The organism is Mesorhizobium sp. WSM1497 (assembly GCF_001672455.2).
GTDB classification, from domain to species: Bacteria; Pseudomonadota; Alphaproteobacteria; order Rhizobiales; family Rhizobiaceae; genus Mesorhizobium; species Mesorhizobium ciceri.
In genome coordinates, this window is record NZ_CP021070.1 from 4088285 (window position 1) to 4112817 (window position 24533).

Genomic DNA, 24533 nt, shown 5'->3' on the forward strand with positions numbered 1-24533 from the left:
TCAGTCGAGCACAGAAACGATCGCTTTGGCGAGGTCGTCCATGCCGTCCTCGGGCAGGCCGGCGACATTGATGCGGCTGTCGCCGACCATGTAGACGCCGTGCTCGGCGCGCAGCCGTTCGACTTGCGCTTCGGTGAGGCCAAGGCGGGAGAACATGCCGCGATGGCTGGCGACGAAATCGAAGCGGTCGGAATTGGATTGCCGGCGCAGGGCTTCGGCGAACTGGACACGGAGTCTCAGCATGCGCAGCCGCATCTCTTCAAGCTCGGCTTCCCAGTCTGCACGCAAGGCGGCGTCCTCCAGCACGATGCGTACGGCTGCTGCCCCGTGGTCCGGCGGCATCGAATACATGGCGCGCGCCGCCGACAGCATCTGGCTCATCGCCACATCTGCCTGTGCGCCGTCCTTGGCCAGGATCATTGCTGCGCCGACGCGGTCGCGGTAGACGGCGAAATTCTTCGAACAGCTCGACGCGACGACCATTTCCGGAACTTTCGCCGCCAGCAGGCGCAAGCCGAGGGCGTCGGCCTCAAGGCCATCGCCAAAGCCCTGATAAGCGATGTCGACGAACGGCAGCAGCGCGCGCTCGACGACCAGATCGGTAACGGCTGCCCACTGTGCCGCATCCAGATTGGCGCCGGTTGGGTTGTGGCAGCAGCCATGCAGCAGCACGACGTCGCCGCTCTTTGCGGTCCGCAGGGCCGCCAGCATGTCGTCGAAGCGAACAGCACCCGACGCGGCGTCGAAATACGGGTATTCACGGATCTGCAGGCCGGCGGCGCGCATCACCGGCATGTGGTTCGGCCAGGTCGGGTCCGACAGCCAGATGGTTGCGTCCGAACGCGTCCGCTTCAGCAATTCCGCCACCAGCCGCAGCGCGCCGGAGCCGCCAGGCGCCTGTGCGGCGCGGATGCGCGTCATGTCGGCGCCCGGACCGAAGGCGAGCTTGGCCATCACCGTGTTGAAGCCGGTATCGCCGGCAAGGCCGAGATAGGTCTTGGTGTCCTGGGCCTGCAGCAGGCGCTTTTCCGCCTCGCGCACGGCGCGCATAACCGGCGTCTTGCCGTCGCGATCCTTGTAGACGCCGACGCCGAGGTCGACTTTGTCGGGACGCGGGTCGGCGCGATAAAGGCCGATCAGGGCGAGGATCTTGTCGGCGGGGGCGGGCTGCAGGGTCTCAAACATCGATAGGGCTCCAATGGCGGCGGAGTGATACGCAAATCGGTCGCGTTTCGCCAGCGGTTTTAGCTAGGTGCTCCAGCCCGAGACGGCTGGGAAGCCTGCCCTGCGCGCTCATGGATAAGGGTTGAGGGGAAACCCATTGATGCGCGTCGGAAATGACCAGCCGGCACGAGCAGAGCGATCACGCCATCCTCTGCGCCGGCATGAGCGCTTCCGTGTGTAATTTCGGCTTTGCCTCGGCCAGCGGTCAGCCCCCGCCGGGCCTGTCTTTCACAGCCTGCCGCAACAGACAGGCGACCGCGCCCAGCACCATCAAGGCCAGCCCGAACCATGTCAGGGCATAGACCAGATGGTTGTTGTGGAACGAAACGACCGTCAGGCCGCCGACCGGCCACCCTCCCGGATTGGGCGTGGCATCGGCATCGATGAAATAAGGAGCGACCTGCCCGACGCCTTGCTTGGCGGCGATCGCCTGTACATCGCGCGAATACCAGCGGTTGGCAGCCGGATCGTTGGTGCGCAGGAAGCCGCCTTTCGGTTCGCTGATGCGCAACAGGCCGTGAATTCCGGTGTGATCGCCCGAGGGCTTGCCTGCGAAGCGGGTTGCCGGATCGCGCTTGTCCGTCGGCACGAAGCCCCTGTTCACCAGAATCGTGAAGCCATCATCCGCTCGGAACGGCGCCATTACCCAGAAGCCACCGCCGAGATCGGTGACCGCCTGGACCAGGGTCTCGCGATCACCGAGAAACCGGCCCGTGACGACGAGGCGGCGATACTCGTCATCCCTGGCGTTGATCGCTGGCCAGGCCGAAGGCGCCGGGGCGGCCACCGGTACTGCCTTGAGACGCTGATCGACACGCTCGATCAGGTCGAGCTTCCAGACGCGGCGCTCCAGCTGCCAGATACCGAGCGCCGAGAACCCTGCGATGCCGATGGCTCCGCAAAGGCAAAGCATCAATAGCGTCCATCTCGAACGCGTAACCCTTTGGCCGTCGCCTGTAGTCGGATGCGGTGTCGTCCGCGCCTGTTCGTCCAAAGCCAGGTCCCGCTCTCAGGGTATCTGACTCATGTCATGGCCGGGCATCATGTTGACGTTCAGATGGTACATGACCCAGAGCGAGCCCGTCAGCGCGATCATCACCAGGATGAGGGTGAAGATCAGCGCCATCATGGTCCAGCCGCTCTCCGACCTGGTGTTCATATGCAGGAAGAACACCATGTGGACGATGATTTGCACGACGGCGAAGGCCATGATGGCAATCGCCGACGCCATCTGATTGCCGAGCGCGTTGGTCATGACCAGCCAGAAGGGAACGGCGGTCAGCACGACGGACAGGCCGAAGCCTGTCAGATAGCCGGCCAGCGAGCCGTGATTGACGCCGTGATGCGCGTGGCTGTGGTTGCTGGTGTCTGTTTGGTGCCCGGCGCTCATCGCAACATTCCCATCAGATAAACGAAGGTGAAGACGCCGATCCAGATGACGTCGAGGAAGTGCCAGAACATGCTCAGGCACATCAGGCGCCGCTGGTTCGCGGCGATCAGCCCATGCCTGGAGACCTGCACCATCAGCACCACCAGCCAGACCAGGCCGAAGGTGACGTGCAGGCCATGTGTTCCGACCAGCGTGAAGAACGACGAAAGAAAGCCGCTGCGCTGCGGCGTCGCCCCCTCGTGAATGAAATGGGCGAATTCGTAGAGTTCGATGCCGAGAAAGGCGAGGCCGAACAGGCCGGTGATCACCAGCCACACCTGCATCGGCCTCACTCGCCCTTTCGCCATCTCCAGCATCGCGAAGCCGTAGGTGATGGAGGACAGGAGCAGCATGGTGGTGTTGAGCGCGACCAGCGGAAGATCGAACAGGTCCTTCGGCGCGGGCCCGGCGGCGTAGTTGCCACCGAGCACGCCGTAGACTGCAAACAGCATCGCAAAGATGAGGCAGTCGCTCATCAGGTAGATCCAGAAGCCGAGCATGGTGCTGCTGCCGCTCTCGGCATGGCCGTGGTCGTCTTCCAGGTGGAAGATCGTGTCGTCGATCACCGTGTCGGCGTGTGCCATGGTGCTCATCCCGCCTGGCTGGTGGCTGCGAGCAGGCGTGTCCGCTCGTCCTCGACGCGGGTGACGTCGCTGGACGGAATGTGGAAGTCCCGGTCGTAATTGAAGGTATGCGCGATGGCGTAGCCGATCAGAGCAACGAAGCTGACGATCGCCAGCCACCAGATGTACCAGATGAGCGCCACGGCAAGCACCACGCTCAACCCAGCCAGAATGACGCCGGCTCCGGTGTTGCGCGGCATGTGGATGTCGTGGAAGCCCGTCAACGGACGCTGGTAACCGCGATTCTTCATGTCCGCCCAGGTGTCGAGATCGTGGACGACCGGCGTAAAGGCGAAATTGTAGGCCGGGGGCGGCGACGAGGTTGCCCATTCGAGTGTACGCCCGTCCCACGGATCACCGGTGTCGTCGCGAAGCTGCTCGCGCCGGCGCACGCTGACGAAGATCTGGATGAGGAAGGACAGGATACCAAGCAGGATCAGGAAGGCGCCAAAAGCGGCGATGATGAACCAGATCTGCAGCGAGGGATCCTCGAAGGTGCGTAGCCGGCGCGTTACGCCCATCAGGCCGAGGATGTACAGCGGCATGAAGGCGAACCAGAAGCCGACCACCCAGAACCAGAAGGACATCTTTCCCCAGAACGGATCGAGCCGGAAGCCGAATGCCTTGGGGAACCAGTAGCTGATACCGGCAAACAGGCCGAACAGCACGCCGCCGATGATGACGTTGTGGAAATGCGCGACCAGGAACAGGCTGTTGTGGAGCACGAAGTCGGCCGGCGGAACCGCGAGCAGCACGCCGGTCATGCCGCCGACAGTGAAGGTCAGCATGAAGGCGACTGTCCACATCATCGGCAGTTCGAAGCGGATGCGGCCGCGGTACATGGTGAACAGCCAGTTGAATATCTTGGCGCCTGTCGGGATCGAAATGATCATCGTGGTGATGCCGAAGAACGAGTTGACGCTCGCTCCCGACCCCATGGTGAAAAAGTGATGCAGCCAGACGAGATAGGACAGGATGGTGATGACGATGGTGGCGTAGACCATCGAGGTGTAGCCAAAGAGCCGCTTGCCGCAGAAGGCCGAGGTCACTTCGGAAAATATGCCGAAGGCCGGCAGGATCAGGATGTAGACCTCGGGGTGGCCCCAGATCCAGATCAGGTTCACGTACATCATCGGATTGCCGCCGAAGTCGTTCGTGAAGAAGTTGGTGCCGACATAGCGGTCGAGAGCCAGCAGGGCCAGCACCGCCGTCAGCACCGGGAAGGCGGCGACGATGAGCACATTTGTGCAGAGCGCGGTCCAGGTGAAGATCGGCATTCTCATCATGGTCATGCCAGGCGCGCGCATCTTGACGATGGTGCAGACCAGGTTCACGCCCGACAGCAGCGTGCCTACGCCCGCCACTTGCAGCGCCCAGATATAATAATCGACACCGACATCGGGACTGTAGCCGATACCCGACAGCGGCGGGTAGGCGAGCCAGCCGGTGCGCGCGAATTCGCCGACGAACAGCGACATCATGACGATGACCGCGCCGCCGACCGTCATCCAGAAGCTGAAATTGTTGAGGAACGGAAACGACACGTCGCGCGCGCCGATCTGCAGCGGGACGACGAAATTCATCAGGCCCGTCACCAGCGGCATCGCCACGAAGAAGATCATGATGACGCCGTGCGCGGTGAAGATCTGGTCATAATGATGCGAATTGAGATAGCCTTCCGAACCGCCGAAGGCCATCGCCTGCTGGAGCCGCATCATGATGGCGTCGCTGAAGCCGCGCAGCAGCATGACGATGCCGAGCACCATGTACATCACACCGATGCGCTTGTGGTCGACGCTGGTGAACCATTCGCGCCACAGATAGCCCCAGAGCTTGAAATAGGTCAGCGCGCCGACGAGGGCGATGCCGCCCAGCGCGACGACTATGAAGGTCGCGACCACGATGGGCTCGTGCAGCGGCAGCGACTCGAGCGTAAGCCGGCCGAAGATCGCCTTGAGAAGAGCAGGATTGTCGAACATGTCTTGCGTGGCGCCTCAGGAGTTGAAGGGCGACCGAAGCGTGCCGGTTGCGGAAGGTGACGGCAGTCGGATCGACAGGGGCAGTGGCCGTTGCAGACCAGCGCCGACTATCGGCGTCGAGGTCATCGGCGTGGCGGATTGATCAGCCTTCGAAGCGGCCAGTGCTTCTTCGGTCGTGCATATGCTGGCGACATAGGATGGGGCAGGGCCGAATATCGTGCCGCGCCGGGCGAACTTGTCGTACAGCAGCGGAAGCGTGTTGCGGATGCCGGCCATTCCCAGACCGCCCTTGGCATCGATCTGCGACATCTCGCTCATGCACATCTTGCCGGGCTCGACGCACATATTGAGGATCGCCTTGTAGAGATCGCTATCCACCGTCGCATAGTGGCGCACGGGTTGGTTCTCGCTGGGCTGTTCGAGCTCCAGATAGCCGTTTCGGTCGAGCTTGCCGCCGCTGTCCTTTGCCTTCGCGATCCATGCCTGGAAACCGGCATCGTCGAGGCCGTGGAACGCGAAGCGCATTCCCGAGAAGCCGGCGCCGCTGTAATTGGCAGAGAACCCTTCATAGTCGCCGGACTTGTTGATGACGGCGTGCAGCCTGGTTTCCATACCCGGCATCGCATAGATCTGGCCGGCCAGTGCTGGAATGTAGAAGGAGTTCATCACCGATGCGGAGGTGATGCGAAAGCTGATCGGCCGGTCGACCGGCGCAGCCAGTTCGTTGACCACGGCGACGCCGTATTCCGGATAGATGAACAGCCATTTCCAGTCGAGCGCGACGACTTCGACCTCAAGCGGGCGCACGTCCGGCGGCAGCGGCTTGCCGGCCGCTACACGTCCGATCGGACGATAGGGGTCGAGCAGATGGGTGCCCATCCAGGTCACCGCGCCCAGGCAGATGATGATCAGAAGCGGCACAGCCCAAATGACGAGTTCGAGATGGGTCGAGTGGTCCCAATCCGGCTCGTAGCGCGCCTCGCGGTTGGACTGGCGGTATCGCCAGGCAAAGAATATGGTGAGAGCCATCACCGGTATGATGACGATCAGCATCAGTGCCGTGGACACCATCAGCAGGTCGCGCTGCTGCTCGGCGACGTCGCCGGCAGGGTTCAGGACGACCATGCTGCAGGAGCCGAGCGATGCCAGCAGGGGCAGCAGGAAAAGGGTACGAAGACGGCTCAATGTATGACCTGTCGGTTGTTCCCCCCAGTGCTAACCGTACCGCGGCGATGAAGGCATTGGACAATTTGTCCAATGCCGCAATGACGCGGCAGGCGTCATCAAAGCATCTGGCCCGCGCACATGGCAAGCGATCGTATGAGACCGCGGCGGGGCGACGGAGAATGCTGTGAGCCCAACTTCGAAGATCGAAGCCGACGCAAGACGGATCAATGCGCGGCATCATGAGGTGAAGCCCGGCGAAATCGCCGTTGGCGTCATCATCGGCAGGACGTCGGAATTCTTCGACTTCTTCGTCTACGCGATCGCTTCCGTCATCGTTTTCCCCAAGCTCGTATTTCCATATGCCGACCCGTTGACCGGCACGCTCTACTCCTTCGCCATCTTCGCGCTTGCCTTCATCGCGCGGCCGATCGGGACGGCGATCTTCACCGCGCTCGACCGCGCCTACGGACGCAGCGCCAAGCTCACCATCGCGCTGTTCCTGCTGGGGACCTCGACCGTGTCGATCGCCTTCGTGCCCGGTTACGACCAGATCGGCCCGGCTTCGGCCTGGCTGCTGGCCATGTTCCGGATCGGTCAGGGACTGGCGCTGGGCGGGACATGGGACGGACTTGCCTCGCTGCTGGCGTTGAATGCCCCCGAAAAGCGTCGCGGCTGGTATGCGATGATCCCGCAGCTGGGCGCGCCACTCGGGCTCATCGTCGCCAGTGCCCTGTTTGCATATTTCGTCGGCAACCTGTCGGCTGAAGACTTCTTCAGCTGGGGTTGGCGCTACCCGTTCTTCGTCGCCTTCGCCATCAACGTCGTCGCCCTGTTCGCGCGGCTGCGCATCGTGGTGACGCCGGAATACACCAAACTGTTCGAAGGCCAGGAACTGGAGCCGACTTCCGTCCGCGAGACGTTGCGCGCCGAAGGGCGCACTGTCGTGCTCGGCGCTTTCGCGCCGCTGGCGAGCTTCGCCCTGTTCCACATGGTGACGGTGTTTCCTCTGTCCTGGATATTCCTGTTTACGCGCGAGGGACCCGCACGGTTCCTGGTCATCGAGACGATCGGAGCCTTCTTCGGCCTGGCGGCAATCGCGATCTCGGGCGTCGTTGCCGACCGGGTCGGGCGCTGGCCATTGCTTGGAGGCTCGGCGGTGGCCATTGCCGTGTTCAGCGGTTTCGCGCCACAGCTGCTCGATGGCGGCTTCGTCGGAGAGTCCGTCTTCATGGTGTTGGGCTTCGTCCTGCTCGGCCTGTCGTTCGGCCAGTCTTCGGGAGCACTCGCCTCGAATTTTTCAAAGAACTACCGCTATACAGGTGCTGCGCTGACCTCGGATCTCGCCTGGCTGTTCGGCGCCGGCTTCGCCCCCATTGTCGCCCTGTTCCTGTCCGCCCATTTCGGGCTGATCTCGTCCGGTGCCTATCTGCTGTCGGGAGCGCTATGCACGCTGCTGGCGCTGCGGCTCAACCAGCGCCTGGATCGGACTCCCGCTTGAGTGACCTGCTTGGCCAGGGCTGGGGACCTCCCGGCCCAATGACGCTGCACGACAAGACCAACAAGCAGAATTTCCTGCTTCTGATCCAACTGCGCTGGATCGCCGTCGGCGGTCAGATCGTGACGATCCTGTTCGTCCGCTACGCGCTTGGCATCGGCCTGCCGCTGGTGCCGATGGCAGTGGTGATCCTGCTGCTGATCGCTCTCAACGTCGCCAGCCTGCGCCGGCACAGCAGCCAGGACGCGATCACCAACACCGAGCTGTTTCTTGGACTGCTGCTCGACGTCACCGCGTTGACGGTCCAGCTTTACCTGAGCGGCGGCGCGTCCAATCCCTTCATTTCGCTTTACCTGCTCCAGGTCATCCTGGGCGCGGTACTGCTGGAGACATGGTCGGTCTGGGCGCTTGTCCTCATTGCAAGCACGTGCTTCATCGCGCTGACCACCTTCTACCGTGAGATCAGCCTGCCCGCCGCACACGGTGCCGGGCTGTTCAGCCTGCACATTCAGGGCATGTTCATCTGTTTCGTCCTGGCGGCAACGCTTCTGGTGCTGTTCATCACCAGGGTCCAGAACAACATTCGCACCCGCGACGCTCATCTTGCGGATTTGCGCCAGCAATCGGCGGAGGAGGCTCACATCGTCAGGATGGGCCTGCTCGCCTCTGGCGCCGCGCATGAGCTCGGCACGCCGCTGGCTACGCTTTCCGTCATCCTCAACGACTGGCAGCGCATGCCGGTTCTCGAGGCCGATCCGGATCTGGCGCAGGAAATCCGGGAGATGCAGGGCCAGTTGGACCGTTGCAAGAAGATCGTTTCGGGAATCCTGATGTCGTCGGGCGAATTGCGCGGCGAAGGCACGGTTCGCACCTCCGTCGATGCCTTTCTGGCGGAGCTGGTGGCCGAATGGAAGTCGACACGGCTGCCGCAAGGTTTCGAATACACCAGGCGTTTCGGCGCCAACCAGGAGATCGTCTCCGATCCCGCGCTCAAACAGGTGATGTTCAATGTACTGGACAACGCACTTGAAGCGTCGCCTCTATGGGTCGGTTTGATCGTCAGCCGCCACGCGGACGATCTCATCATCGAAGTTGTCGACGCGGGACCGGGATTTGAAGAAGCCATGCTTGCTGAATTCGGCAAGCCCTACACGTCGACCAAGAACCGGCCAGGTAGCGGGCTCGGCCTGTTTCTGGTCGTCAATGTCATCCGCAAGCTGGGGGGCAGCGTCACCGTAAGAAACAGAACCGAGGGGGGAGCTTCGGTTACGTTGCATCTGCCGCTGGCTGCTCTGTCTCCGCGAGGGCACAATGCCGACTAAACGCACGCTGCTGATCGTCGAGGACGACATCGCCTTTGCCAACGCACTGCGCCGGTCTTTCGAACGGCGTGATTACGAAACGCATAGCTGCCGGAGCGTCGACGGCGTGCAGGCGCTGATCGGCACCGTTGCCTTCCAATATGCCGTCGTCGATCTCAAGCTTGCCAGCGGCTCGGGCCTTGAGTGCGTCAGGGCGCTGCACGAACACGATCCTGAAATGCGGATCGTCGTGTTGACCGGCTTTGCCAGCATCGCCACCGCTGTCGAGGCGATCAAGCTCGGCGCCTGCCAGTATCTCGCCAAGCCCGCCAATACAGACGACATTGAAGCGGCTTTCGGCCAGGTCGAGGGCAATGCTTCGGTGCCGCTCGCCGAGCGGCCAACCTCGATAAAGAACCTCGAATGGGAGCGCATCCACGAGACGCTGGTGGAAGCCGACTTCAACATTTCCGAGACGGCACGACGGCTCGGCATGCACCGCCGGACGCTGGCGCGGAAGCTGGAGAAGAGGCGTGTGAAGTAGGCACGATCCACCGGGCATGGCACATCGTGGCGATGCCGATGATAAGATTGATGCCGGCAACAATCGTTGCATTCGAACGATGTCCTCCAAAGGAAAAAATTGGCAGGGCAGGGATTAAAATCCCCACATGCTCCGTAAACAGGACATGAAACCGCCGATGCCACGCTTTGACATCATAGGACAGCTCGGTTCGCTGCGCCGCTATGCGCGCTCGCTGACGCGCGACAGCACCGACGCCGAGGACCTTGTCCATGACGCGCTGGTGCGCGCTTATGAGCGGCGCAGCACCTTCCGCTCCGGCGGAAACCTGCGCGCGTGGCTGCTGTCGATCGTCCACAACACCTTCATCGACAGGATGCGGTCCCGCAAGTCCGAGGCGTCGCGCGTCGAACAGGCTGGATACCTGGCCGACGGCAGCACGCCGGCACCACAGGAACATTCGGTGCGCCTGGCGCAGGTGCGCCAGGCTTTTTTCAGCCTGCCCGAAGAACAGCGTTCAGCGCTGCACCTCGTCGCCATCGAAGGCCTCTCCTACCAGCAGGCCGCCGATGCCAGCGGCGTGCCGCTCGGCACGCTGATGTCGCGCATCGGCAGGGCGCGCGCCGCACTGCGCGAGATGGAGGAGCCGGCGAAGGCAAAAAACCACCTCAGGATCGTTGGAGGCCCTTCATGACCGCAACTGTCGATCCCGTGACGGATATCGACCTCGACGCCTATGTCGACGACCAGATCGACGTCACCCGCCGCATCGAGGTGGAGGCATTCTTGTCCGCTCGCCCGGAGGCGGCGGCGCGCGTGATGTCGGATCTCAGGACCCGCGATGAACTGCGCGTGGCGCTTGCCGGCTCCAAAGGCATGGCACGGCCCGCGACCGCCGATGCCGCGCGGCGGCTGGAGAGGGGGCTTGCCCGCGGCCGCATCTTCGGTGTGCTGCAGCGCGCCGCGGTGGTTGCTGTCTTCGTCGCCGCCGGGTGGCTGGCGAACGGTATCATCGGGCCGATGTCGGTGACCAAGGTCGTCGCCTCGCCGCAGCCGCCCGCCTATGTCGACGACGCAGTGCGGGCCCACAGGACCACGCTGGTGCGCGAGAGCATGCCGTCGCAGCCCGAGGCGCCCAACTACAACGCCGGCGAGATTCGCGCCGCGACCGCCATCGTCATGCCGTCGCTGCCCAAGGATTGGAAGGTCCGCGACGTGCAGATCTATCCGTCCCGCTTTGGTCCGAGCGTCGAGATGGCGGTCGAGACGAAAGACATGGGGCTGGTGTCGCTGTTTGCGATCCGGCCTGGAACCTTCGACGTCGTCAAGCCGACGATCGCGCCCTCGGGCGACATCTCATCGGCCTATTTCCAGATCGGCGATGTGGCTTATGCGGTGGTCGGACGAAGCGAGGTCCACGACCTCGACCGCGCCGCAGAGACGCTCGCCAAGACGCTCTACTGATCGATCCACAAAGGAGAACGCAAATGAACACCCCCAATCTGGGATATCGCGTCGCCGCCGGCGCCCAAACCGGAGCCGTCTTCGACGAGGGCCTGCGCCAGCATATGCTGCGCGTCTACAACTACATGGGTGTCGGCCTGGTGGTCACCGGCCTCGTCGCCTTCATGATCTCATCGACGCCGGCGCTCTACGTGCCGATCTTCTCCAGCCCGCTGAAATGGGTGGTGATGCTGGCACCGCTCGCCTTCGTCATGCTGTTCTCGTTCAAGATGCAGACCATGTCCGCGGCGAATGCCCAGGCGATGTTCTGGGCCTTCTGCGCGGTCATGGGCCTCTCGCTCGCCTCCGTGTTTCTGGTGTTCACCGGAACCAGCATCGCGCGCACCTTCTTCATCGCAGCCACCATGTTCGGCGCCACCAGCCTGTACGGCTACACGACAAAGCGCGACCTGACCCAGTTCTCGTCGTTCCTGATCATGGGCCTGATCGGCGTGGTGATCGCCAGCATCGTCAACATCTTCCTCGGCTCGACCGCGCTGCAGTTCGCCATCTCGGTGATCGGCATCGCCGTGTTCATCGGCCTGACCGCCTGGGACACGCAGACGATCAAGGAACAGTATGCCGAGAATTTCGACGCGGAATCGCGCCAGAAACTTGCCGTCTTCGGCGCCTTCTCGCTCTATCTGAACTTCATCAACATCTTCCAGCTGCTGCTGAATTTCACCGGCGAACGCGAATAACGACTATCCGCTGTGGGCAAGAGCGAGGGTTATTGCTCTTGATGCGGAGAGGTGGCCGGAGGGAGATCCTCCGGCCACAATTCGTTCCTGCAGAACCAGGCTGCACCTTGAGTCCCGAAGCGCTTTTGCTAGTCTGCCCACCGCGCCGGCCTTCAACAACGACCCGCGAGGAAATGTGGCACAGGACAGCCAAACGCTTCATGGCGACGGTATCTCGGCGACCATCGTTGCGCAGGGCGCCGAACTGATTTCGCTGCAAGATGCGCACGGATTCGAATTCCTGTGGCAGGCGGGGCCGGAATGGCGGCGTCACTCGCCGGTGCTGTTCCCGATCGTAGGGCGGCTGGCGGGCGATCATCTGCGCCATCGCGGCCGGACCTATCCAATGACGCAGCACGGGTTCGCGCGCGACAAGTCGTTTGCCTGGGCGCGGAAGGGACCGCGATCCTGCACGCTGGTGCTCACCGACGATGTCGACACCCGGGCGCGCTATCCGTTCGCCTTTCGGCTTGAAGTGACCTACACGCTGGTCCGCCAGCAGCTTGATGTGACTTTCGACATCACCAACACTGGTGATGAGCTCCTGCCGGCATCGATCGGGGCGCACCCGGCATTCAATTGGCCCTTGCAGCCGGATCAGGCCAAGACGGACTACCGGCTGATCTTTGCCGATGATGAGCCGGCGCCGATCCGCCGCCTTAAGGACGGACTGCTGCTGAAAACGCCGCAGCCGACGCCTGTCGAAGGCAACATACTCCCGCTCTCCGAGCGGTTGTTCGACGAGGACGCGGTGATTATAGACCAGCCCGCCAGCTCCAGCGTGCGTTATGCCGCCGAGCGTGGCCCGGCGATCGAGATGTCCTGGCAAGGGGTTCGGGAGTTGGGCGTCTGGTCAAAGCCGGGCGGCGCGCCGTTCCTGTGCATCGAACCCTGGCACGGCCTTGCAAGCCCGGTGGATTTCGATGGTGATTTTGTCGACAAACCAGGCCTGATGCTGATCGCGCCGGGTGCAAGTCGCGTGATGAGCTATCGGGTACGTCTGCTGCCAATAGCCAATTGGAGTGCGCTCAGTGAATTCTGAAACGATCGAGATCTACCATCCACGTGGTGTTTCAAATTTGGGCCAATGGGACATTGGTGGTCTCAAGCTCAAAGTCTATGGTCTCGTCGCAGACAACAAAAAGATCGACGAACCCATGGCGACTCTGGCGCAGTCATTCGTGCGACAGGAGGTTCTGCCGCGTGTGGCGGACGAGGGTGACGAGAATGGCATGGGCTTTGTGATCATTCATCCTGGTGAGCTCGGTGTGTCCATCTTAGCTCACTGGTGGATACAGGGTTCGGTGCTTTGTCAGCACATCTATCGGAAGCTGTATTCCGCAACCGAACCGATGGACACGGTTAAGAGACCTGTTATTGCCTGTGTTTGGGAATTGGCTCTGATGAATGCCGAGCAGGAAGCTTGGCGAAAAACGATGATGAAAGGCGAGCCCAATCCATTGGGATACATGGGCGCTTGGGCTGACTTCGAAGCTGCATAGAGGCTGCTCATGATCGACTATTGCGTGGTCGCCCAGATCGTCGGTGCCCAATGAAGCTGTACTTCAGCCGCAATCCCAATCCTCGATTGGCGGTCGCGGTCGCACGCTATCTCGAAACGAAACTGGACTTCGAATTCGCCTCGCCATTCGCTGCCGGGCAAATGGAGAAATTTCGCCGGTTAAATCCCAACCTCTCACTGCCCATCCTTGTGGATGATGAGGGAAAGAGCCTCTGGGAGGCAGACGCCATAGCCTGCAGGCTGTCGCGCCACGCGCATTCGGATTTCTGGCGCACCGGCGATGACGAACCTGAGATGATCCGGTGGCTCAGCTGGGGCAAGGAGCACTTCGCACTCGCTTGCGACACGGTGCATTTCGAACGTGGGACGAAACAGCGGTACGGCATCGGCCCGATCGATCAGAAGCGGGTGGAGGAGGGCCTGAACCAATTCCATACGGCTGCGGCAATACTCGACGCCGTGCTTGCCGAGCGGCAGTGGCTGGTCGGCAATTCGGTTTCCTATGCCGATTTTCGAATAGCGACCTTCCTACCGTTCAACGACGCCGCCAGACTGCCGCTCGACGATTATCCCTCTGTCAGCCGCTGGTACCGTCGACTTGAAGACATCGACGCCTGGCGTGACCCTTTCAAAGGGATGGATGCACCCGAATTGCCGCCGGTGCCGCAAATGGCCGTCGCGGACCAGCGGTGAGAACGCGCGCGAAGAGCAGCGCAGCAGGCCGAACCTAACAAGGCGATGATGTGCGGGGGACCGGATGAACATCTATGTCCTGAGCGTGATCGAAGGACAGGAATGGGTCCTTCCTCGGCAGGCGGACGACTACCAGCTGTTTTCGACGCTCTGCGGCCGGAAGCAGACACAATGGCATCCGCCCAGGATGGAGATCCTGCGCGAACACGACGACGGTACGCTCCGGCAATATTCAGATTTTCCATGGCTTGGCGAGCATGTGCTCATCCTGCGGGCGAGGGCGTCGAAATTGCTTCGGCCAACCCTCGAACCGTACGGTGAATTCCTGCCGCTTCCTGCTGACGAGCCAATATCGCTCTTCAATGTCACCACCGTGATCGATGCGCTGGACGAGGAACGTTCAAAGATCGTTCGCTTTGACGATGGCGGCATCATGGTGATCGAAAGCCTCGTCCTTCGAGCGGACGCAATCGGCGGTACCGAGATATTCAAGCTGCCCGAGCGTGCCGACGGGGTGCGAATATCCGATATTTATCTGCAGGAGACGATCGTACGCCGGATCGGGGAGCTTGGGCTCAAGGGCATTGCTTTCAACCTGGTCTGGAGCGACGAGCCGGTCGGACGAGGCAGGATCGAATACCCAGGTATCAAAAAGGGCATTTCAACCGCAAGCTCGCTCACGCGCTTTTGGGCCGCTCTGCGGCGAAGAGCGGGATTTTGACATCAAACCTGCCGGACGACGGTGCCGACCACATTGACGAGAAGGCGCGCGGCGGTCAGCGCTGACAGGCCGTCAATATCGACCGGAGGATAGAACTCGACAAGGTCGAATCCTGCGATCCTGGCCCGTTTGCCGAGGCCGGCGATCAGGTCGATTACCTGCGTGTAGGTGAGGCCGCCGGGTGTACGCGCCGCCACGCCCGGCATGATGCTTGGATCAAGGCTGTCGCAGTCGAGGGTGACGACGACCCGCGCGCCTTCCGGAATATGCCGGAGCGCGGCTTCGACGCCCTGGGCATGAACCTCGCGGGCGGTCACGAAGCGGCTGCCATAGCGCCGGGCTGCTTCGATTTCGGTGATGCGCGCGCTGCCGACGCTGCGCAGACCGACCTGCACCATGCCGGCGACATGCGGCATCTCGCTCGCCCTGCGCATCGGGCTCGAATAGCCGTGGCGTTCGCCATGAACCTCGTCGCGCCAGTCTATATGGGCGTCGACCTGCAGGACCCAGACCGGCCCGTGCTCTGCAAAGCCGGCGAGGAAGGGAATGGTCATGGAACAGTCGCCGCCGATCAGGATCGGCACAGCCGGCAACGTCAGGATCTCGCGCGTTTTTGCCTCGATCCTGGCCCGGTTGCCGGCATTGTCATGCATGGTGGTCAAGATATCGCCGGCGTCGACGCAAGAGTCCGGCTTGCCGTCGAACAGCGGGCCGCCAAGATCGAAATCCCAGTGCTCGACGAACGCGGCATCGTCCTGGCTGGCAGCACGGATGGCGTTGGCGGCCAAGGCATAGCCGCTGCTGTCCTTGCCGGGATAGGTGCTGCCGTGACCGGCCCCGAAGATCACCGCACGAGGCACGCGGCTATCTGCAAGACGGTCGGGAAAGCCGAGAAAGGGAGGCGAGGGGGTCATGCCTTGATGGTCCTGATGATGGCTTGGCGCACGCCGATCGGGGTGCGGTTAGATCAAGCGCCTCGGCTTCAGCTTTGTACCCGATTGGGTAAGCCCAATAAACTCTAAAACGATCGAGATCGAGCACCCACGGGGTGTTTCAAATTTGGGCCAATGGGACATTGGCGGCGGCATGGGCCGATTCCGAGGCGACATAGAGACTTGCGCGCCGGCGATGACGTTGGGCCGGGCTTGGATCGGCAGGCGCGATCCCGAAATTTCCAGTACGTGACGAGAATGAACCTTTGGCTGGCCGCCCGGTAGCGGAACCAGGCGGGGTTCACGTTGTTACCACAGCGGGCGACTGCCGGTTGCCGGATTCGGAGTCATCGTTTCATGACCAATGGCCCATTGCCTGAAAACGTTCTGGTCTCGCTTCCCATGATTGACGCAAAGGCGGCGCCGACGCTCAAAAATGCCGAGGCGGAGGTATTTTATACCGAAGCAATCCGCGAGCTTGCCGCCACCGACATTCCCTTTCTGGTCGCCGGGACCTACGCGGTAAGCGCCTATACGGGTGTCACCCGCCAGACCAAGGACCTCGATATCTTCTGCAAGGCAGGCGACTACGCGCGGATCCTCGCCCATTTCAAGCAGCTTGGATATGCCGTCGAAATCGAGGACGACCGGTGGCTCGGCAAGGTGTTCAAGGGCACGCATTTCTTCGACGTCATCTTCGGCTCGGCCAACGGCACGGTGCCTGTTGGCGACCTGTGGCTGGAACACGCCCGCCAAACCGAGCTGTTGGGCAGCAGGGTGCGGATCATCGGCCCGACCGAACTCATCTGGTCCAAATGCTTTATCCAGGACAGAGGGCGACACGACGGCGCCGATATCGCTCATACGATTCTCAAGGCGGGCGATCAGATCGATTGGCACCGGCTGCTTTCTTATCTGGAGGTTCATTGGGAGGTTCTGTTGATGCAGCTTATCAATTTCAGATGGATCTATCCGAGCGAGCGGGATCATATCCCGGCCTGGTTGCTCGATGAATTGCTCGACCGCCTCGCCAAGCAACGGCAATTGCCGTCTCCAAGGATGAAGATCTGCCGTGGGCGGCTGCTTTCGCAAACCGACTACGAGATCGACGTCAAGGAATGGGGCTTCGCCGGCGTCGGTGGTGTGGGAGAATTCCGTGATGGCTGATCCCGTCAAGAGCAGCGCGCCCAAGGACGGCGCACGCGCGCTCAAAGTTGCCGCGGTCGGGGATCTCCATGTCCGGGAAGATGCGCAAAACTCGTATCGAGACCTCTTCGGCGAGATATCGAGCGAAGCGGACATTCTCGTTCTCACGGGAGATCTGACCAATCTCGGCAAGCCTCGTGAAGCGGAGATGCTGGCCGAGGATCTGCGCAACTGCTCGATTCCGGTTGTGGCAGTCCTCGGCAATCATGACTACGAGTCCGGTGCGGTGGAAGACGTCACGAAGATCCTGCGGCAGGCGCATGTTCACCTCCTCGACGGGCAGACAGTCGAAATCGAGGAGGTCGGTTTTGTCGGCGTGAAGGGATTCATAGGCGGCTTCGGGTCACGCATGCTCGGCTCATTCGGGGAACCGGCGATCAAGACGATGGTCGCGGAAAGCGTGAACGAGGCAATGCGACTTGAAAATGCGATGCGCCAGGTGCGGGCCAAGCGCACGCTGGTGATCCTTCACTACGCGCCGATTGCCGACACCGTCGCGGGAGAACCGCTGGAAATATTTCCGTTTCTGGGCTCTTCACGTCTGGCCGAAACGATCGATCGATTCCAGGTCAGTGCTGTCGTGCACGGTCATGCACATCGCGGTTCTTACGAAGGCCAAACGCCTGGCGGAGCCAAGGTCTACAACGTCGCCATGCATGTGGCCAAGCCTGGCGGCCGCCCCTACGCCTTGCTGGAAATCTGATGCCAACGGCTTGCGCCGTCGATGCCCATTGGCCTGGACTCAGTTGGTGGCGTTGATCGACCTCGCCAACTCTTCCAGCTTCCGCGGATCATTGCCGTGACGGCGCACCAGTTCGCGTGCCTGCCTGGACGGCAAATCGGTCGTGGCGGCCAGCTGTCGCACCTGCTGATCGTCGATGGCGACCTGCGGCAATGTATGGTCGATATCTCCTGACTTGTCCTTCATCACGCTTCTCCTTGGTCGATTTCGACGACAACGGCTCGAAAATCCGACCGGTTCCGAACGATCTGCAACTTTTGCGCCGGCATCCGTGGGCGGACCAACGTGCGCCTGCCTTGAGGGCGCAACGATCTCGATGGCTGTATTCTGCCAGGAACCATGCCACGGCGGACGAGTTGTTCCGACTGAACGGAGACAGTTAGATGCCACAGCCAAGACAGCCAGACCCAAATCGCGATATGCCCGTGCCGCCTCCAACATGGAAGCCGGAGCCGATCGAGGAACCCGAACCGGAAACGCTTCCGGACGAGACTCCGCTGCCCAACCCCGACGAGAATGAAGAGCCTCCCGTCCACGCATGAGAGGGAATTTCTGCATCGCGGGGCAAGCGCGCAACCTGCCGAGGACTAACGATCTATCTCTCCAAACACGATGTCGAGCGACCCGATGATCGCGGCAACGTCGGCGATCATGTGCCCTCGAGACAGGAAATCCATCGCCTGCAGATGGGCGAAAGATGGCGCACGTATTTTGCACCGGTAAGGGACGTTGCCCCCGTCAGAAACCAGATAAACGCCGAATTCTCCCTTTGGCGCTTCAACCGCGGCGTAGACTTCTCCCGCCGGCACGCGATGCCCCTCGGTATAAAGTTTGAAATGCTGGATGGTCGCTTCCATAGAGCGTTTCATCGTGGCGCGCCGCGGCGGCGTGATCTTCTGGTTCGGAATCGCGACCGGCCCCTGGCCTTCGGATGACCGCAGTTTTTCCAGGCATTGCTTCATGATCCGCACCGACTGGCGCATCTCCTCCATACGGACGAGATAACGGTCATAGCAGTCTCCGTTCTTGCCGACGGGGATGTCGAAATCCATGTCAGGGTAACATTCGTATGGCTGTGCCTTGCGCAAATCCCATGCCGCGCCCGATCCGCGTACCATCACGCCGGAAAATCCCCAGCGCCAGGCATCATCCAGCCCGATCACACCAACATCGACATTGCGCTGCTTGAAGATGCGGCTGCCGGTGAGCAGATCGTCGAGGTTGTCACAGACTTTGAGGAACGGATCGCAGAAAGCCCAGATGTCGTCGAGAAGCTTCGCAGGCAAATCCTGGTGCACGCCGCCGATTCTGAAGTAATTCGCATGCATGCGAGCGCCGGAGGCGCGCTCGTAAAAGACCATCAGCTTCTCGCGCTCCGCAAATCCCCAAAGCGGCGGCGTCAGGGCGCCGATATCCATGGCCTGGGTCGTGACATTGAGGAGATGCGACAGAAGCCGGCCAATTTCGCAAAAAAGAACACGGACAAGCTGCCCACGCTTTGGAACTGTTATGTCGAGCAGTTTTTCGGCGGCGAGGCAGAACGCATGCTCCTGGTTCATCGGCGCGACATAGTCGAGCCGATCGAAATAGGGCAGCGCTTGCAAATAGTTCTTGTGCTCTATGAGTTTTTCGGTGCCTCGATGGAGCAAGCCAATATGCGGATCGGCACGCTCGACGATCTCGCCGTCCAGTTCGAGCACCAACCGAAGAACACCATGGGCGGAGGGGTGCTGTGGCCCGAAATTGATGGTGAAGTTGCGAACGGCGGCTTCGACCATTGCTGCTCTCCGCGACTGCATTTCGTCGATTCAGTGATGCGTATGGTTCGATGCCTCAAGTCGTCGTCTGAATGATCAGCGTCAGCGTGCCATCGCCATCTATGTTTGCAGCGACAACCTGCGAGGAATTGAGCCCATTCGCTCTCAAAGCCGACGTCGCCTGAGGTGAGGCATCGACGGAGCTTTGCAGGCGAAGCAAATCTTCGGCGCTGGTCTGGTTAATCACGGCATCGGCCTGCGCCTTGATTTCGTCCGGCAAATCCTCGACGGCGACAATGGCGACGCCGGTGAAATTCAAACCGGCAGAGCCTGGATCGGGCGGCGCCAGCTCCGGCTGCGCTTCGCCCTGCGGTGGCGTCACCTGGGGAAGCTGCGGTCCGATAGTTTGGGCGTAGACGGGCTGAATGGTGACCGCCCCGGAAAGCGCGACAGCTATCGTCAACATGCGCATGGTCGCTCCTTGCATTCTTCGAGGGAGATTTTGAAGAAACCCCCATGCTGAGCGATGGTTCCGCAAGGCCGGTCCCACCGGGCGATTTCGCCCCAACTCACCCCAGAGAGACGCCGAAAACCCTGGCCAAGGCGTTCGTCACACGGCTGTCTCCAATCGGTTGGGCAGCTCCGTACGGAATCGTACCATCGATTGATCTGCACCTTGGACAGGATCAAAATGAAGCTGAGGTGACCATGGGAGGGAGCCGCATGAGCATCGCCAGATGGGCAATAAGACCTGTCGGTACCGCCAAGGCGTTTCTGGCAGAAGAGCTTCGAAGTGCGCGATACGGCGACATCGTTTCGGTCAAAGCGGCGATAGAGGCCGCTCGCAGGGACGCGCCTTATTTGCAGGATACAGATGATGAATTGATGGAGACGATCATCGAGCTGGCACGGGAACTGGGTCTGGCCGTCCTTTTTGACTCTCGCGATTGACCGATGAGCCATGGTCGATGCGATTTGGTACGAAATCGACAATTGGCTCATGGTCGAAAATGCGCAATCATTGGGAAATGGGACGACGGCTGGACGACAAACTCGATTGCAAGGCTTGTGGGACCATCCAAATGGACATTCCCGACGACGCCAACGAGTCGACGCCAATTCATTGCAGCAATTGCGGCGCCTTTCTCGGCGAATGGGGTGAATTGCAGGATGATTTCTACCGCCAGGCTCGCGGTACCGAAGCATTCGACTTGCGCAACGGAACCATTATCAAGAAGTAGCGCGCAACAACGCGCCCCCCGATGACACAGGTAAATCCACAGGGGGGTGGCAGATCTAACCGACGTCGATCACGACCATCAGCCCGCCGCCGCCCTTTTCCTCGACATTGTTGTTCGTCGTGTGATGCGGGATGTGGCAATGGATGAGCCACTTGCCTGGACGCCGTGCCTTCCAGACGACGTCATAGCGCTGTCCTGGCCCGACATTGATCGTATCGGCCAGAAAGCGCGCCGAGGGAGGAAGCGTCTCACCGTCACGAGCGACGACCTCGAAGGGTCCGCCATGGATGTGCATGGGATGGACGAAGCCATTATTGGTGCCGATGAAACGCACCTTCAGCGTCTCGCCCACCTTCATGGGGATGGCGTCGGTTGCGGGATAGGCCTTGCCGTTGATGGTGAAGAAGTTCGGCATACCGCCTTCCATCGGCATCGAAGGGTAGGTCAGTCCATCGCGCACCAGCCATTCCTGAAGTTCGATCACATAGTCGTGGTCAGCCCGAATCTCGTCGGCGGGATTGGCAGGCTCGATGATCAGCGCCCCATAGAGCCCCAGCGCCTGGGTACGGTCCGGCTTGGCATGCGGATGATAGAAATAGGTCCCGTGCTGGGTCGCGGTGAATTCGTAGGAATAGGATTGCCCAGGCTCGATCGGCGGCTGGGTGATCTCGGCGGGCCCATCCATCTGGTTCGGCAGGATCATGCCGTGCCAATGCACCGTGGTCTCCTCAGGCAGGTCATTGGTGACGTCGATGCGAACCTTATCGCCCTGGCGAATGTGGATGCGCGGACCGGGAATCTGGCCGTTGTAGGCATAGGCGTCGACCGCGACATTGGGCAGGATCTGCCAGCGGACCACTGAGGGCCTGAGGTCGAACACCTTGACGCCGTTCTCCAGGCGGAATGGCAGTTCCTGGTCGCCCTTGGCGGCAAGGCCATAGGATGCCGTGACGCGATGCGGATCGGTTGCAGCCATGTCACGCATGGCTTCCGCCGGCGTGTCGCGGCCCATGATCATGCCTTGCGGCATGATCGCCCCGCCGACGTCACGTGCCGAAAGCGTCAGGTTCAGCCAGTTCGCCGGTGCGGCCATGCCAATCGCCAGCGCCAGCACCGAGACCATGCCGAGGGCTGCTATCTGCGGCGTCGTGGCGTCCGTCTCTATCTGATGGCCGCTGCGTTTGGATTTGTGGGATGTGTTGGCGTGGCCTTGTCGTCGATCATCGCCGGCGCGGGCATGATGCGTAGCGTGCTGTTGCTGGGCGGTCGGCTCTCGACTGCTCATTTCGGCCGCCTGCGGGCGCTGCGTCATCAACCCGTGCTTCAGTCCGCGGGCGACCAGCCAGACATTGGCGGGATAAGCAAGTGTGAAGCCGGCAATGACGCCGATCGACATCACGCCCCAGAACAAGAGCTCGGTCGGCTCCATCGCGCGCATGTCGCGCCCCATCATCAGGAAGCTCATGACGGGCGCCATGCCGGCCATCATGAAATTCATCGAGATGAACTCGGGCAGGAAGCTCTTGCGCACATTCTCCCAGTAGGTGCCGCCCATCATCGATTTCATGAACAGCGACTGGAAGATGAACAGGCCGAAGGCGAAACCCGCCAGATATTCGACGATGAGGTCGAGCCACATCGGCAGGCCAAGCGTTGCCGTGATGACCGCCGCGAGAATGATGCCGGTTGCATCGCCGGCAACGCAGTGGATGGTCGAACCGACGCCCTGCTTCCACAGCGGCCTGGTGAAGTCTTCATGCTCGCCCGGTCGTGGCTCCTTGTCTGCAAGCACATAAAGCAGCAGCCCCAATGGACCCATATAGAGGGTCACCAGGATGAAACCCCATTTCATCACCACCGGTTCGGGATTGTTGCGGTATTGATCGAAGCCGACATAGAGCGTCGAGGCGGCGGCAAGAGCGAACCAGACGGCAAGGAAATAGTCGATTGGCTGGATGAACATGGATGCATCCCGTCGCGGATCAGCGGCTTGTCACAAGCAGCCCCCGCCGATGAACGCAGCACGTGTGTTTATGATCCCGCCGGCCCAATCCGGTTGTGTCGAATTCTCCAGCCTGGCGCTCTTGTCGAAGCATTACGGCGCGGTAATTCCCTTGAAGGCGTGGGCGCTTCGCTGCCTCAACAGGAGCTGGCCATGAAACATCAAACACTCGACCAACTGCATGCCGTCGCCAAGATTGAATCGTCGGCTGCATATTCCGCAATGACACGAAATCAGCGCATAGAGCGCTGGGCTGAACTGCTGGAGCGTAATCCCGAGCGATGCCTTGGCGCGTTTGCAGGCACCGAACATCTGCACCCCGAAGCACGTGCAATGATGCGGGGCGAGGGAACCGCAATTTCGGTTGCTTTCGAAGATCCCGTGCTGCGCGCATCGGGTTTGAAAGACGATACCTACGGCGAGGCAAAGCGCTTTTTCGAGCTGAACGACTGGCAGTTGCACGACATCGTCTGCGATTGCCACGTCGGCTCAACCATGAAAGCGCGCTGGGCTGCGACGCGAGTCCGCTCAGCCGTCAGCGGCAGGTTCTTTGCGTGGTTGCGGCAAAGGATAATGCGCTGACCCAGTTGGGGATCGTCGTCGCCCGCTGCGGCTTACGATCCCCTGTCTTGCCGATTGGATGTCTTGCCGATTGGATGTCTTCCGATCGGATATCTTGCGATGCGGATCAACGCTTGTCCTGGTATAGCCGGTCGGTCGCCCGGTCGCTTTCCCTTCGTTCGGCGGGCCCACGCCGGCGGCGTGCGATAACGGCATAGGCCAACAGCACGATCAGCAACAATGGGCCGCCGGCAACGACGACCAACCACATGATATCTCCAAACATGGCGGCATCTCCTTTCCCAGACAACCGGCAAGGAGGAGAACCGTTCCGCGCAGCAGCAGGGTAATGCCACCTCGGTCATCAACTTACGGATTGCGTTCGTAGGTTCCGATGAGTTCTGCCTGCTCGAGCGAGTGTTTCTGCGCCTCCCGCCAGATGCGCTCGACGCCTGCGCTGGCCGGAATGGCAAGGCTCGGCGTGTCGAGCGCGGCCAGCCGGAAATGGTAATGGTGGACGCCATGTCCGACCGGGGGTTCAGGGCCGTCGTAATAGGCGTTGCCAAAATCGTTTGTTGCTTGCCTAAGGGCACCGGGACCTGGCTTGCCGCTTTCCGCCTCGGGAAGTTCCCTTGTCTCCGCGGAGATGTTGAACACCGCCCAATGACCAAACGTTCCGCTCGGCGCATCAGGATCCTGAACGACGAGAACGAGGCTTTTGGCGTCGTCCGGTACTCCAGACCATTTCAGCGGCGGCGATACGTTTTTGCCGTCTCGTGTATATCTTTCGGGTATTGGTCCGCCTTCGGCAAAGGCGGCGCTGCTGAGGGCAAGTGGCATGGTTCACTCCTTCCGGGGAAGTTGATCGCAGCGATGCCAACGGCATGCTATTTGTTGGTCCGCATCTTTTGTCTTGGATCGATCCCGCCAGCAGCGGTCGTGTCGTTCTCGACATCGCCTTCGACCGTGTTCTCGCCTTCAAGCTCGAACTCTTCGCCTTCCTTGATCGTTCCCTTGGAAGTCCCGATACCAGGATTGTTCGCCAAGTCGGCATCGCTGGGTTTTTTCCATTTCGGATGTTTGGTTCCGGTCATGAGAAAACTCCTTCGACGGGATTTCAGTTTAAAAATGCAAGCCAGATAACCGTTCCGGTTCCAGGGCTCTGCTTCATC

At 61.2% G+C, this 24533-nt stretch carries 29 protein-coding genes; 15 read left to right on the top strand and 14 right to left on the bottom strand.

Going from position 1 to position 24533, the window contains the following annotated elements; translation table 11 throughout:
* The 6 genes from A9K65_RS19955 to cyoA all read right to left on the bottom strand — a co-directional run bounded on the left by A9K65_RS19955 (position 1) and on the right by cyoA (position 6440).
* Positions 1-1185 (bottom strand): amino acid aminotransferase, encoded by a 1185-nt coding sequence (locus A9K65_RS19955; protein ID WP_063172184.1) that lies wholly within the window; start codon positions 1183-1185, stop codon positions 1-3.
* A gap of 244 nt (positions 1186-1429) precedes the next feature.
* Positions 1430-2137 carry an SURF1 family protein gene (locus A9K65_RS19960; RefSeq protein WP_032899651.1) on the bottom strand — a complete coding sequence of 236 codons (708 nt, stop codon included), beginning with the start codon at positions 2135-2137 and terminating at the stop codon, positions 1430-1432.
* Between the two features lie 96 nt (positions 2138-2233).
* Entirely contained in the window at positions 2234-2614 is a 381-nt protein-coding gene (gene cyoD, locus A9K65_RS19965) for a cytochrome o ubiquinol oxidase subunit IV (protein ID WP_013531503.1), read from the bottom strand.
* Positions 2611-3237, bottom strand: coding sequence for a cytochrome o ubiquinol oxidase subunit III (gene cyoC, locus A9K65_RS19970; RefSeq protein ID WP_013531504.1), 627 nt, complete (start codon positions 3235-3237; stop codon positions 2611-2613). Before cyoC ends, cyoD begins: the two co-directional genes overlap by 4 nt.
* A gap of 5 nt (positions 3238-3242) precedes the next feature.
* Positions 3243-5255: a cytochrome o ubiquinol oxidase subunit I gene (gene cyoB, locus A9K65_RS19975; RefSeq protein WP_024505201.1), complete on the bottom strand. Its 2013-nt coding sequence runs from the start codon at positions 5253-5255 to the stop codon at positions 3243-3245.
* A gap of 15 nt (positions 5256-5270) precedes the next feature.
* Positions 5271-6440: a ubiquinol oxidase subunit II gene (gene cyoA, locus A9K65_RS19980; protein WP_082827405.1), complete on the bottom strand. Its 1170-nt coding sequence runs from the start codon at positions 6438-6440 to the stop codon at positions 5271-5273.
* 166 nt (positions 6441-6606) lie between these two features.
* Here cyoA and A9K65_RS19985 point away from each other — a divergent pair, with 166 nt between their 5' ends.
* The 10 genes from A9K65_RS19985 (at position 6607) to A9K65_RS20030 (ending at position 14920) form a co-directional block, all read left to right on the top strand.
* A complete protein-coding gene (locus A9K65_RS19985; protein ID WP_024505203.1) occupies positions 6607-7920 on the top strand; it encodes an MFS transporter in 1314 nt (437 codons plus the stop codon).
* Positions 7917-9239, top strand: a complete 1323-nt coding sequence (locus A9K65_RS19990; RefSeq protein WP_013531508.1) for an ATP-binding protein — start codon at positions 7917-7919, stop codon at positions 9237-9239. The genes A9K65_RS19985 and A9K65_RS19990 overlap by 4 nt, the downstream gene beginning before the upstream one ends.
* On the top strand, positions 9229-9762 hold the full coding sequence (locus A9K65_RS19995) for a response regulator transcription factor (RefSeq protein WP_024505205.1): 534 nt from the start codon (positions 9229-9231) through the stop codon (positions 9760-9762). The genes A9K65_RS19990 and A9K65_RS19995 overlap by 11 nt, the downstream gene beginning before the upstream one ends.
* Positions 9763-9919: 157 nt before the next feature.
* Positions 9920-10435 (top strand): sigma-70 family RNA polymerase sigma factor, encoded by a 516-nt coding sequence (locus A9K65_RS20000; protein ID WP_224674198.1) that lies wholly within the window; start codon positions 9920-9922, stop codon positions 10433-10435.
* On the top strand, positions 10432-11205 hold the full coding sequence (locus A9K65_RS20005) for an anti-sigma factor (RefSeq protein WP_013531511.1): 774 nt from the start codon (positions 10432-10434) through the stop codon (positions 11203-11205). Before A9K65_RS20000 ends, A9K65_RS20005 begins: the two co-directional genes overlap by 4 nt.
* A gap of 23 nt (positions 11206-11228) precedes the next feature.
* Positions 11229-11945 carry a Bax inhibitor-1/YccA family protein gene (locus A9K65_RS20010; protein WP_013531512.1) on the top strand — a complete coding sequence of 239 codons (717 nt, stop codon included), beginning with the start codon at positions 11229-11231 and terminating at the stop codon, positions 11943-11945.
* 175 nt (positions 11946-12120) lie between these two features.
* Positions 12121-13026, top strand: a complete 906-nt coding sequence (locus A9K65_RS20015; RefSeq protein ID WP_064994298.1) for an aldose 1-epimerase family protein — start codon at positions 12121-12123, stop codon at positions 13024-13026.
* Positions 13016-13486, top strand: a complete 471-nt coding sequence (locus A9K65_RS20020; RefSeq protein WP_027163485.1) for a hypothetical protein — start codon at positions 13016-13018, stop codon at positions 13484-13486. Before A9K65_RS20015 ends, A9K65_RS20020 begins: the two co-directional genes overlap by 11 nt.
* A gap of 50 nt (positions 13487-13536) precedes the next feature.
* Complete coding sequence (locus A9K65_RS20025) at positions 13537-14199, top strand: glutathione S-transferase family protein (protein ID WP_064994299.1); 663 nt, start codon at positions 13537-13539, stop codon at positions 14197-14199.
* 64 nt (positions 14200-14263) lie between these two features.
* The gene (locus A9K65_RS20030; protein ID WP_064994300.1) at positions 14264-14920 is read left to right on the top strand and encodes a DUF1629 domain-containing protein; all 657 of its coding nucleotides are present in this window, start codon (positions 14264-14266) and stop codon (positions 14918-14920) included.
* Between the two features lie 2 nt (positions 14921-14922).
* Here the strand turns inward: A9K65_RS20030 and A9K65_RS20035 are convergent, their stop codons facing one another.
* On the bottom strand, positions 14923-15834 hold the full coding sequence (locus A9K65_RS20035; RefSeq protein WP_064994301.1) for an agmatinase: 912 nt from the start codon (positions 15832-15834) through the stop codon (positions 14923-14925).
* Positions 15835-16209: 375 nt separating this feature from the next.
* On the opposite strand from A9K65_RS20035, the gene A9K65_RS20040 reads away from it, so the two are divergent.
* Positions 16210-17019 (top strand): nucleotidyltransferase family protein, encoded by an 810-nt coding sequence (locus tag A9K65_RS20040; RefSeq protein WP_063168036.1) that lies wholly within the window; start codon positions 16210-16212, stop codon positions 17017-17019.
* Entirely contained in the window at positions 17012-17761 is a 750-nt protein-coding gene (locus A9K65_RS20045) for a metallophosphoesterase (protein WP_013531519.1), read from the top strand. Before A9K65_RS20040 ends, A9K65_RS20045 begins: the two co-directional genes overlap by 8 nt.
* Positions 17762-17800: 39 nt before the next feature.
* Here the strand turns inward: A9K65_RS20045 and A9K65_RS20050 are convergent, their stop codons facing one another.
* The 3 genes from A9K65_RS20050 to A9K65_RS20065 all read right to left on the bottom strand — a co-directional run bounded on the left by A9K65_RS20050 (position 17801) and on the right by A9K65_RS20065 (position 20095).
* Entirely contained in the window at positions 17801-17986 is a 186-nt protein-coding gene (locus A9K65_RS20050; RefSeq protein ID WP_013531520.1) for a hypothetical protein, read from the bottom strand.
* A 401-nt stretch (positions 17987-18387) separates the two neighbouring features.
* The gene (locus tag A9K65_RS20060) at positions 18388-19578 is read right to left on the bottom strand and encodes an NADH-quinone oxidoreductase subunit D (RefSeq protein ID WP_063168035.1); all 1191 of its coding nucleotides are present in this window, start codon (positions 19576-19578) and stop codon (positions 18388-18390) included.
* Positions 19579-19633: 55 nt separating this feature from the next.
* Positions 19634-20095, bottom strand: coding sequence for a hypothetical protein (locus A9K65_RS20065; protein ID WP_244514301.1), 462 nt, complete (start codon positions 20093-20095; stop codon positions 19634-19636).
* Positions 20096-20280: 185 nt separating this feature from the next.
* Between A9K65_RS20065 and A9K65_RS20070 the strand changes: the two genes are divergently transcribed.
* On the top strand, positions 20281-20508 hold the full coding sequence (locus tag A9K65_RS20070) for a hypothetical protein (protein ID WP_013531524.1): 228 nt from the start codon (positions 20281-20283) through the stop codon (positions 20506-20508).
* Positions 20509-20639: 131 nt separating this feature from the next.
* Positions 20640-20798 (top strand): hypothetical protein, encoded by a 159-nt coding sequence (locus A9K65_RS20075; RefSeq protein ID WP_013531525.1) that lies wholly within the window; start codon positions 20640-20642, stop codon positions 20796-20798.
* A gap of 55 nt (positions 20799-20853) precedes the next feature.
* Here A9K65_RS20075 and A9K65_RS20080 read toward each other — a convergent pair whose 3' ends face one another.
* Positions 20854-22761, bottom strand: coding sequence for a DUF4396 domain-containing protein (locus tag A9K65_RS20080; protein WP_064994302.1), 1908 nt, complete (start codon positions 22759-22761; stop codon positions 20854-20856).
* 192 nt (positions 22762-22953) lie between these two features.
* Between A9K65_RS20080 and A9K65_RS20085 the strand changes: the two genes are divergently transcribed.
* Entirely contained in the window at positions 22954-23382 is a 429-nt protein-coding gene (locus A9K65_RS20085; RefSeq protein WP_013531527.1) for a hypothetical protein, read from the top strand.
* A gap of 106 nt (positions 23383-23488) precedes the next feature.
* On the opposite strand, the gene A9K65_RS20090 is transcribed toward A9K65_RS20085, so the two are convergent.
* The 3 genes from A9K65_RS20090 to A9K65_RS20100 all read right to left on the bottom strand — a co-directional run bounded on the left by A9K65_RS20090 (position 23489) and on the right by A9K65_RS20100 (position 24455).
* A complete protein-coding gene (locus A9K65_RS20090) occupies positions 23489-23647 on the bottom strand; it encodes a hypothetical protein (RefSeq protein ID WP_013531528.1) in 159 nt (52 codons plus the stop codon).
* Positions 23648-23730: 83 nt separating this feature from the next.
* Complete coding sequence (locus tag A9K65_RS20095; RefSeq protein ID WP_013531529.1) at positions 23731-24201, bottom strand: YbhB/YbcL family Raf kinase inhibitor-like protein; 471 nt, start codon at positions 24199-24201, stop codon at positions 23731-23733.
* 47 nt (positions 24202-24248) lie between these two features.
* Entirely contained in the window at positions 24249-24455 is a 207-nt protein-coding gene (locus tag A9K65_RS20100; protein WP_013531530.1) for a hypothetical protein, read from the bottom strand.
* Between the last annotated feature and the right edge of the window lie 78 nt (positions 24456-24533).